8 protein-coding genes are annotated in these 9,575 nt (G+C 44.3%); 7 read left to right on the top strand and 1 reads right to left on the bottom strand.

What is annotated here, in order from left to right; translation table 11 throughout:
* Positions 1–129 precede the first annotated feature (129 nt).
* The gene (locus BN587_RS10855; protein ID WP_021721163.1) at positions 130–846 is read right to left on the bottom strand and encodes an RNA polymerase sigma factor; all 717 of its coding nucleotides are present in this window, start codon (positions 844–846) and stop codon (positions 130–132) included.
* A gap of 123 nt (positions 847–969) precedes the next feature.
* Here BN587_RS10855 and BN587_RS10850 point away from each other — a divergent pair, with 123 nt between their 5' ends.
* The 7 genes from BN587_RS10850 to BN587_RS10820 all read left to right on the top strand — a co-directional run bounded on the left by BN587_RS10850 (position 970) and on the right by BN587_RS10820 (position 9,500).
* Positions 970–1,284 carry a helix-turn-helix domain-containing protein gene (locus tag BN587_RS10850; RefSeq protein WP_021721162.1) on the top strand — a complete coding sequence of 105 codons (315 nt, stop codon included), beginning with the start codon at positions 970–972 and terminating at the stop codon, positions 1,282–1,284.
* A gap of 314 nt (positions 1,285–1,598) precedes the next feature.
* Positions 1,599–2,663, top strand: coding sequence for a DNA cytosine methyltransferase (locus tag BN587_RS10845; protein ID WP_044484942.1), 1,065 nt, complete (start codon positions 1,599–1,601; stop codon positions 2,661–2,663).
* A 20-nt stretch (positions 2,664–2,683) separates the two neighbouring features.
* Positions 2,684–4,696: an AAA family ATPase gene (locus BN587_RS11590; protein WP_021721160.1), complete on the top strand. Its 2,013-nt coding sequence runs from the start codon at positions 2,684–2,686 to the stop codon at positions 4,694–4,696.
* A gap of 5 nt (positions 4,697–4,701) precedes the next feature.
* A complete protein-coding gene (locus BN587_RS10835; protein WP_021721159.1) occupies positions 4,702–5,970 on the top strand; it encodes an LlaJI family restriction endonuclease in 1,269 nt (422 codons plus the stop codon).
* Positions 5,939–6,367 (top strand): very short patch repair endonuclease, encoded by a 429-nt coding sequence (locus tag BN587_RS10830; protein WP_021721158.1) that lies wholly within the window; start codon positions 5,939–5,941, stop codon positions 6,365–6,367. The genes BN587_RS10835 and BN587_RS10830 overlap by 32 nt, the downstream gene beginning before the upstream one ends.
* A gap of 300 nt (positions 6,368–6,667) precedes the next feature.
* Positions 6,668–7,477 (top strand): Rpn family recombination-promoting nuclease/putative transposase, encoded by an 810-nt coding sequence (locus BN587_RS10825; protein ID WP_021721157.1) that lies wholly within the window; start codon positions 6,668–6,670, stop codon positions 7,475–7,477.
* A 358-nt stretch (positions 7,478–7,835) separates the two neighbouring features.
* Positions 7,836–9,500 carry a ribonuclease J gene (locus BN587_RS10820; protein ID WP_021721156.1) on the top strand — a complete coding sequence of 555 codons (1,665 nt, stop codon included), beginning with the start codon at positions 7,836–7,838 and terminating at the stop codon, positions 9,498–9,500.
* Positions 9,501–9,575: the final 75 nt, after the last annotated feature.

Genomic DNA, 9,575 nt, shown 5'->3' with positions numbered 1-9,575 from the left:
AAACTACTAGCGTAGCTAGTAGTATCCTTGTTCTTTAGAGTACTACCTAAAGGATAGACGTAAAGTACGGTAGAAGTAGAGCGTAAACAAAAAGCGTCCCGCCCATAGTAGGGCAGAACGCTTAGAGGATTAAGCAATTATTGTTTTTAATTTTTTCAGACCGTTAGCACGATGCTTGTAAGCAGTTTTTACGCTACACTTATGCTTATTGCAAAATATTTTGTAGTCAACATCCTGCAGAACAAGCTCATTGACAGCAGTAAATTGCTCTTTAGTGAGATTGCGCATCGTATCAGACAATAGCTGATTATGGATCAGCTCGTCAATATCATTCTTCTTGTCAGCAATCTGTGTTTCTTCGCCTTCTTCCTCTGCGTCCAGATAATAGCAATCCTTGACAGATTTCCCGCGCGTAAACTTGTGCAGCAGTCCGTAATGGACATGGTACTGCAATAGTCCCGTCAGATGCCCGAAGTCGCGTCCGTCATACTTCTTGATTTGCTCTAAAAAGATTAACCAGGCAGTATTGACGGCATCCTCGCCTAAGGCTTCACGCACTTCGTAGCGATAAGCCTCCTTGTAGATTAAGGGCTTAAAGGCTGTGCATAATACATTGATGGCCTCGCGGTCACCCTTTTGGGCGCTGTGCACCAACTCTTTAAATTCTGTGAGAGTGAAGGTTGTTTTTTCCTCCGTGCAGTCTTGCGGTTCGGTGCCTTCCGGCACGCAGCAGATTACCTGTTCGGTATTTTCCTGTTCAGGGCAGTTTTTTGTTGTTATGTTGTCCAGTTCCTTTCTGAGGCGGTCGCAATGCCGCGTATGGCAGAATTCTGTGCTGTACTGCATCAAGTCTTGATGGGATTATTGTATCACAGAAAATTAAAAAAATTGTAAAAGAGGACAGATGTGTCCGTTTTAGCCGTCAAAATAAATTTATGTAATACGCTATTCCCATATGGAGGCGATTACATGGATAAAGACAATGAACGTATTTTATTGGCCAACGTGATTGGTGAGTGTATTAAATCTCTGCAGCTTGACAAGAATATTAATCAGAAAGAGCTGGCATTGCTGTCGGGAGTGTCGGAGCGTTCGCTGCGCAGAATTGAAAGGGGGCAGGTGAACGTGAATGTGTATGTGCTGAGGCAGCTGGTGATGGCGCTTGGTGAGGAGATGCCGGATTTTTGGAGGATTGTGGAGAAGAATATGGAGCTGATGGGAGAGGAGTTTCCTCATGTGCGCAAGAGGGTTGCGGATAAAGTGTTGAGGGATAATAAAAAATAATAAAATGAATTTTATTAGGCGTAAATGAAAGGGTGATGCATACGTAGAACGTGTGAATTTTGCTTTATAACAAAAAATTTGTTTCTTTTTTTTGACAAAAATTGTATAATAGACATGTAACTCCCCCCCGGGGACAAAATTCGGGTGGTAGTTCCAAGAACCTTCCAACCTCCGGGGCTGGGGAAATTTGATGCAAATTTTCTCAGCCTTGGGGGTTTTTGTTTTGCTTTAAAACAGATTCCTTGCTTGAGAATTCTTTGCTACTAGCAAGGGAGGTAGCATAGTGTTGCTTGCAGCATTATGCGTATAAATTTATGATTTTTCGCTTAGGTGAATTGTTCTGCGGTCCGGGAGGACTTGCATATGGCGCAACACACGCCGATATCGGAAATGATGATTTTAAAATTGTCCATGCGTGGGCAAACGATTATGATAGGTCTACCTGTGATACTTACATTCACAATATTTGTCCCGATGCGCCTGACAGCGTTATGTGTGGGGATGTAAGAAAACTTGATTTAGATGCAACAACTCCGATTGATGCACTCGCTTTCGGTTTCCCCTGCAATGACTTTTCTGTTGTTGGCGAACAAAAAGGTTTTGACGGTACCTTCGGACCGCTCTATACATACGGTATCAAAATCTTAAAGATTCATCAGCCTCAGTGGTTTCTTGCCGAAAATGTTGGTGGTTTAAGAAGCGCCAATGAAGGCAAGGCATTCAAAAAGATTCTTCAAGATATGAAAGATGCGGGATATAAGATTTATCCGCATTTGTACAAATTTGAAGATTACGGCGTACCGCAAGCAAGACATAGAATGATTATCGTAGGCATCCGAGAAGATTTGCCTTATGAGTTCAAAGTTCCTTCTCCGAAACCCTACGAAAATATTGATAACACTTGCAAAACTGCCTTGGAATGTCCGCCTATTCCGAAAGATGCTTGCAATAACGAGCTTACAAAACAATCAGCCAAAGTTGTTGAAAGATTAAGCTATATCAAACCGGGAGAAAATGCTTTTACAGCAGATTTGCCGGAAGAACTTAAATTAAAAGTAAAAGGTGCTAAAATCAGCCAAATTTACAAGCGCTTAGATCCGTCAAAACCTGCTTATACTGTTACAGGCTCAGGCGGTGGCGGTACTCATATCTATCACTATTCGGAGAACAGAGCGCTTACCAACAGAGAACGTGCAAGACTGCAAACTTTCCCTGACAATTATGAGTTCCAAGGTCCGAAAGAATCTGTACGCAGACAAATCGGCATGGCAGTTCCTTGCCGTGGTGCGCAAATTATTTTTGAAGCAATTCTCAAAACGTTTGCAAATATTGACTATCCTTTTGTAGAGGCTAATCAAAGCACAGATTTAGATAAATAGTCTTTTAGGAAATGGTGAATATGATGGATGACATTTTAATTGAAAACCTCAGCGCAGAAGAACATCAAGCCTTAGTTTGCATGTATTATGCGAAATTACCTAGTTCTGACCCAAGAAGCAAAAAGATGAAAGATGATTTTGCTGTTTTAGAATCTTTCTTTGGGAAAACATTTTACACATATAGAAATTACAGAGATGCTTATGACTATTTTTTCGATTCCAACGGAAGAAAAGGTTGGGAACGCGAAAGTGTAGATGGCATAGGTATTGCTCATAAAGCTGTCTATGAAAAGTACAAAGACTATGATGTCGATGTGCTGGAAAAGGCTGTTGATAAAATTATTGCTATGTATGAGCGTAACTGCAATAAGAACTATGATAATCTTGTTTCTTTGAAATGTATTCAACCTGATGTCGCACATGCAGTGCTTAGCCGTGAACCTGTAATAACTATAAGAGATATCTACACCTTAGCAGATAAACTTACTTTGAATAACACAGTCTTTTTGACGCTTGGTGGCGATAGGGGAAATTCCGAAGTCGATTGGGAACCGGGTTTTAGGGCTATTGCTCATGTAGTTAAAGCGCCCTACGGACATGGTTACAGAAGCGAAGCAAAATATTTTAAGATTGATTTAAAACTGGATGTAGTTTTGCCGGAAGCTATGACGAGAAATGATTTTCTTGATTATAAGAGTGCATGGAATGTTACCTTCATTGGTCCGGAACTTAAAAGAGATCCGACACAAGCTGTCGGTTCAATAACCTATAATGAAGCTGTTGCCGTTACAAGATGCGCTTTGGACAGATTCCCGGAAATTAAAGATAGTTTAGAGAAGATTTTCTCAACAACCTTTATGAATAAGGTTTACGGACCTACCGAAAAATTACTTTCTGTAATGGTTAATCATGGCGAAACGGATGAAGCAGCTTTATGCAGAAATTTAAACTCTAATCTGATTAAAACACAAATGGCGGATGATTTTACAATCTTTGCGGAAAATGTTCTGTTCTACGGCGTTCCCGGTTGTGGCAAAAGCTATTCGGTAGAGCAAAGGTACGAAAACCAAGTAACTAACAATCAGTGTAAAGTGCGTGTTGTTTTTCATCCGGATTACACTTATTCCGACTTTGTTGGCCAACTGATGCCAGTTCTCAAAGAAGTACCAAACGCACAGGGAGAAAAAGAAGAAAAACTCCAATATAAGTTTGTTCCCGGTCCGTTTACACGCATTTTAGATGTTGCTTATGCAAATCATAAAGAAAAATGTTTGCTTATTATCGAGGAATTGAATCGTGGTAACGCACCGGCAATCTTCGGTGAAATCTTCCAATTACTTGACAGAAATGACGATGGCAGTAGTAAATATGCTATATATAACAGCGATATTGCTAATGAAGTGCATAAAGACAAACTTTGTCCCATAAAACTTCCCCCCAACCTCACCATCGTCGCCACCATGAACACCTCCGACCAAAACGTCTTCACCATGGACACCGCCTTCCAACGCCGTTGGCAGATGAAGCACATCCCCAACAGGTTTACAGGCGAATCCCTGGATGAAAAAACCATAAACCATGTAGCCAAACATCTCCCCAACAGCGAAATCAGCTGGGGCGTATTCGCCCAAACCATCAACAAGAAAATGCACACGGCCAACCTTGGCTTTGGTGGTACAGAAGATAAAAGCCTTGGCGTGTACTTCGCCACGGACAATGATCTGGACGATGCAGAGCGCTTTGCGGAAAAGGTGCTCAAATACCTGTGGGACGATGCTTTCAAACTGGGCAGAAAGGAACTTTTCAATGACTGCAGCCAAGGTCTTTCCGCTGTAATCGAAGCCTACGAGGATGCCAAGGGTGACCCGCTGAAAATGGTACTGGTGCCCGAGGTTTACAACGAGATGCAGAAGAAGATGACCGAAATGGCAGCAGAGCAGGCTCAAACTGCGGAAGAAAAGACATCCGAGGAAGAAGCAGCGGAGAGCGCTGCAGAAGATAATCCGGCTCAAAAACAGGCAGGCGAGGAGTGAGCACCTTGCTCAAGGACAGATGCCATATAAACACCAACAGAAAAACCGATACCTTTGTCGGCCTGGAATTTGACGGCAAGGATTACACGGTTTCCTTTCCGCTGGGGTACGCCATAGCGTCCGAGGATGATGACAAGCTGCTGCGCGAGGATTTGCTGCTGCTGTTCCATACACTGGCGCTGTACAGCAGCCATACGGAAAGCAAAAGCGGCTTTAAGCGCGAAAAGGACGCAGCGACGGAAACGCCGATGTATGCCTATATCTACATCATTATGGACTTTGTCACCCGAGGCTACTACAAGGAAGGCATTGTGGAATATGCTTCATCCAAGCGCGGTAAAATCCACTGGAACCGCACAATTAAGCAGAAGAAGCCTGTTATTCAGGAAGCGGATATCTATTATCTGGACTTCATCACGAAGAAGAACGTTATCAACGAAAATGACCTGATAACCCTGATTCATCAGTATTGCGTCTATATCAGCTTTATCCGCTTCGGCTGGCTGTTCACGGATTACAAACCGCCCAAGCCGCAAATTCCGTTCCACCGCCAATGGTTCAGCGCTGCGCTGCAGGAAAAGCTGTGCCGTACCTTTAACGATGCGAATAAGATGCTTTTTGCCAATATGCTGAAAATCATCAACAACGAGCCTGACGAGGGCATGAGGGAAACGAGCTTTACCTTTGGCACGAACAGGTTCGAATACGTCTGGGAAAAGATGATTGACGCGGCCTTCGGCATCAGCGACAAGCAGCGCTATTTCCCGAAAACGAAGTGGAAGCTGGCGCGCAGCGGTAAGGAGTACGATAACTCCAAGCTGGAGCCTGATACTATTATGCTGTACAACAATAATATCTATGTGCTTGACGCGAAGTATTATAAATACGGTGCGACGAAGAACCCTTTCGATTTGCCGGAATCAGCTTCAATCAACAAGCAGATAACCTACGGTGAATATATTGATGCGCAGGCGGACCTCAAAAATCCGGACAGCGTTATCTACAACGCATTTCTTATGCCGTTTGACAAAAACCATTGGGCGGAAGAAAACGCAGGCACGCTGCATTATGCAGGCGAGGCTGTGGCGCTGTGGAAGGAGGCCGGCGAGGGCAGAGGCAAGGAGTACGAGCATATTCAGGGTGTTCTGCTAGACGTTAAGCACCTGATGCAGATTGCCGAAAAGCGTTCGGAAACCGATATTCGGCAACTGGCAGAAATCATCGAGGAGCATTGCAGCGATCATGGACAAGCTGACCAAGGAACAACGCCATAAAAACATGCAGGCCATTCGCAGCAGGGATACCAAAATAGAAATCCTTCTGCGCAAGGCACTGTGGCACGAAGGCATCCGCTACCGCAAGAATTATAAGGTGTGCAGCTGCCATCCGGATATCGTCATTACCAAATACAAAATCGCAGTATTCTGTGACGGCGAATTCTGGCACGGAAAGAGTTTGGAACGCTATGACGTTGCGACCAACGTAAAATATTGGCACGAAAAAATCAAGCGTAATGTGGAGCGTGACCTCGAAAACACCATCGAACTGCGCGACAACGGCTGGATTGTGCTGCGCTTCTGGGAAACGGAAATAAAAAAGCACCTTGCCGGCTGTGTGGCAGAGGTGCAGCGCTGCATTGACGCGCGAAGAAGTGCTGTAAAGAGAAAGTAAAGCTGACGCAAGAAGAAGTGGTGCTGTACGGCGAACACGCAACTGACGCAAGAAAAAGAAGTGGCGCGCACGGAGAACATAAAACACTAAAGGCGTTCTACCCAACTGCGGTAGAACGCCTTTACTTTTCAAACACAATTAAAGAATTTTCATGCTATTCTTGACATTATCACAATTATCTGATAATATAAACCCATAAGATTTTGCACACCTGCCTGGAGCATGGTCACTGCAGCGTCACGAACGCCTTATGTATTATTGAGTAGTACATAAGGCGTTTTTTTGAAGGGAGTTGATGGAATGGAAAAAACTAATCTTAGCGAGCCACAAAAAATCATCGCAGACATAACCTTAATGAATAATTGCTTTATGAATAAAGTGTTCGCCAGCGATGTGAAAAGCACGCAGCTTTTGTTGCGTATTATCTTGAACAATGATAAAATTAAAGTGAAGACAGTAAATACGCAACAGTTTATCCAAAATCTCTATGGTCATTCGGCACAGCTGGATATATTGGCAACAGACGAAAACGGCAGACGCTTCAATGTCGAAATCCAGCGAGATGATGAAGGCGCACCGGTTAAAAGAGCGCGTTATTATAGTAGCGTTTTAGACGTGCACTTTTTGGATGCAGGAGAGAAATACGATAAGCTGAACGATGTATATGTAATTTTTATTACGGAGCATGATGTTTTGCACCGTAATCATCCCATATATAATGTAGAACGAATGATTAAGGAGGATGGCACAGCCTTTGCCGATGGCTCAAAAATAGTCTATGTAAATGCGTCCTGCAGGGGCGATACACCACTCGGCCGTCTGATGCAGGATTTCAACTGTGCCAATCCCGATAAAATGCATTATAAAGAGCTGGCAGACAGAGTCAGCTTTTTCAAGAAGACAAAGGAAGGAGAAAAGACTATGACTGATATTATTGAGCTTTATGCAGCGAAAAGAGCTAAAGAGGCAGTGCAAAAGACTGCTCAGGCACGTAACATTGAATTAGCTAAAGACCTTTTGAGCGAGGGCGAAACGATCGAAAGAACAGTCCGTCTTTCCAAACTTTCGGAAGCAGAGGTGCGTGAGCTAGCGTCCAAGCTGACAGCATAAGAGCATAACAACACTAAAGGCGTTCTACCCAACTGCGGTAGAACGCCTTTTGCTTTAATGTTGTGTGTGCGTATCAGGCTTGCTCTTTCTTCAGTTTCTCCACATCAGCGAGAGATAGATTTGTAAGCTGAGCGATATCATCGAGAGAATAGCATCCTTTGGGCAGTATGCGCTATTCCTCTGCTAAAAAATCATCCGTTTGGCAACAAACTTTTCACAAAAAATATGTATCACTATTTGTCAATAGCCCATATTTAGTGTATAATAAAGTAGAGAGTATGTGTGCGGACACAGTATCAAATTCAATTTCTACATTTGTACGGAAGAATGTAAAATAAAAAATGGAGGTGTATTTTTTTTGGGTAAATTTCAACATAAGGTCCAGATTATCCCGTTGGGTGGTTTGGGCGAAATTGGTAAAAATATGACGGTATTCCGTTACGGGGACGACATGATCCTGATTGATGCAGGCCTGATGTTCCCTGAAGACGATATGCTCGGCATTGACTTGGTTATTCCCGATATTACATATTTGGTTGAGAATAAAGATAAAATTAAGGGTATCTTTCTGACACATGGTCACGAGGACCATATCGGTGCGCTGCCCTATGTTATGAAACAAATTGATTGTCCCGTTTATGGTACCGCACTTACTCTGGGGATTTTACAAGGCCGCTTGAAGGAAAACGGTGTAGGCAACGAAAACCTGCACGTAGTAAAACCCGGTGACAAGATTAATGCCGGTGCCTTTAAGCTCGATTTCATCCGCGTAAACCACAGCATTCCCGACGCTGTTGCTATCGCGATTACTACTCCTATCGGTGTTATTATCCACACCGGTGACTTCAAAATTGACCACACTCCTGTTGACGGACAGGTTATGGAATTCAATAAATTTGCTGAATACGGCGACCGCGGTGTACTGTGCCTGCTGGCAGACAGCACCAACGCCGAGCGCCCTGGCTTCACTCCCAGCGAAAAAATGGTTGGCCAGACCTTTGACGAGGAGTTCCGCTATGCCAAGCATCGTATTATCGTTGCAACCTTCTCCTCTAACGTACATCGTATCCAGCAGGTTATTGATACTGCTGTGAAGTACGACCGTAAGGTAGCAGTTATCGGCCGCAGCATGGTGAATGTTGTTAATATCGCCAAGGAGCTGGGTTACTTAAAGGTTCCCGAGGGCGTTTTGATTGATATTGACGAAACTCATAACTATACGCCGGAAAAGGTTGTTATTATCACCACCGGCAGTCAGGGCGAGCCTATGAGCGCGCTCACCCGTATGGCTATGAATGACCATAAAAAGGTTGATATTATGCCCGGTGATACAGTAATTATTTCTGCTACACCGATTCCGGGCAACGAAAAGCTCGTTTCCCGTACTATCGACCATCTGTACAAGCTGGGTGCGGACGTTATTTATGAAAAGAGCAACGGCGTCCACGTTTCCGGCCACGCCAGCCAGGAGGAAATCAAGATGATGCACAATCTGGTGCGTCCGCGTTTCTTCATGCCTGTGCATGGTGAATACCGTCATCTCGTTAAGCATGCTAACTTGGCTAAATCCCTTGGCATGCCGGCAGACCATATTGTTATCGGTGAAAACGGCAGCGTTATCGAGCTGACCAAGAGCAGCATTACCATTAACGGCAAGGTGCCTGCAGGCAAGGTGCTGGTTGACGGCTTGGGTGTCGGTGACGTAGGCAACATCGTACTGCGCGACCGCCGTCAGCTTTCTCAGGACGGTATCATGATTGTTGTCGTAACCATCGACAAGGAATCCTGCCATGTGGTTTCCGGTCCGGATATCGTTTCCCGCGGCTTTGTTTATGTGCGCGAGGCCGAGGACCTGATGGATGAAGCACGCGACAAGGTGCAGGCTGCGCTGGACCGCTGCGAGGAAAACAATGTTTCCGAATGGTCGGCAATCAAGTCCACGGTCCGTGATTCTCTGGGACGCTTCCTGTTCGAAAGAACACGCCGCCGTCCGATGATTCTGCCGATTATCATGGAAATCTGATAGTTTTCAGTGACTAGTGATTAGTGAATAGTTATTAGTGATTAGTGATTAGTTTTTGGTGAGCGGTTGTCAGCA

The sequence above is a fragment of the Phascolarctobacterium succinatutens CAG:287 genome, assembly GCF_000434895.1.
GTDB lineage: Bacteria > Bacillota > Negativicutes > Acidaminococcales > Acidaminococcaceae > Phascolarctobacterium_A > Phascolarctobacterium_A succinatutens_A.
This window is presented reverse-complemented; position numbering and strand designations above follow the sequence as displayed.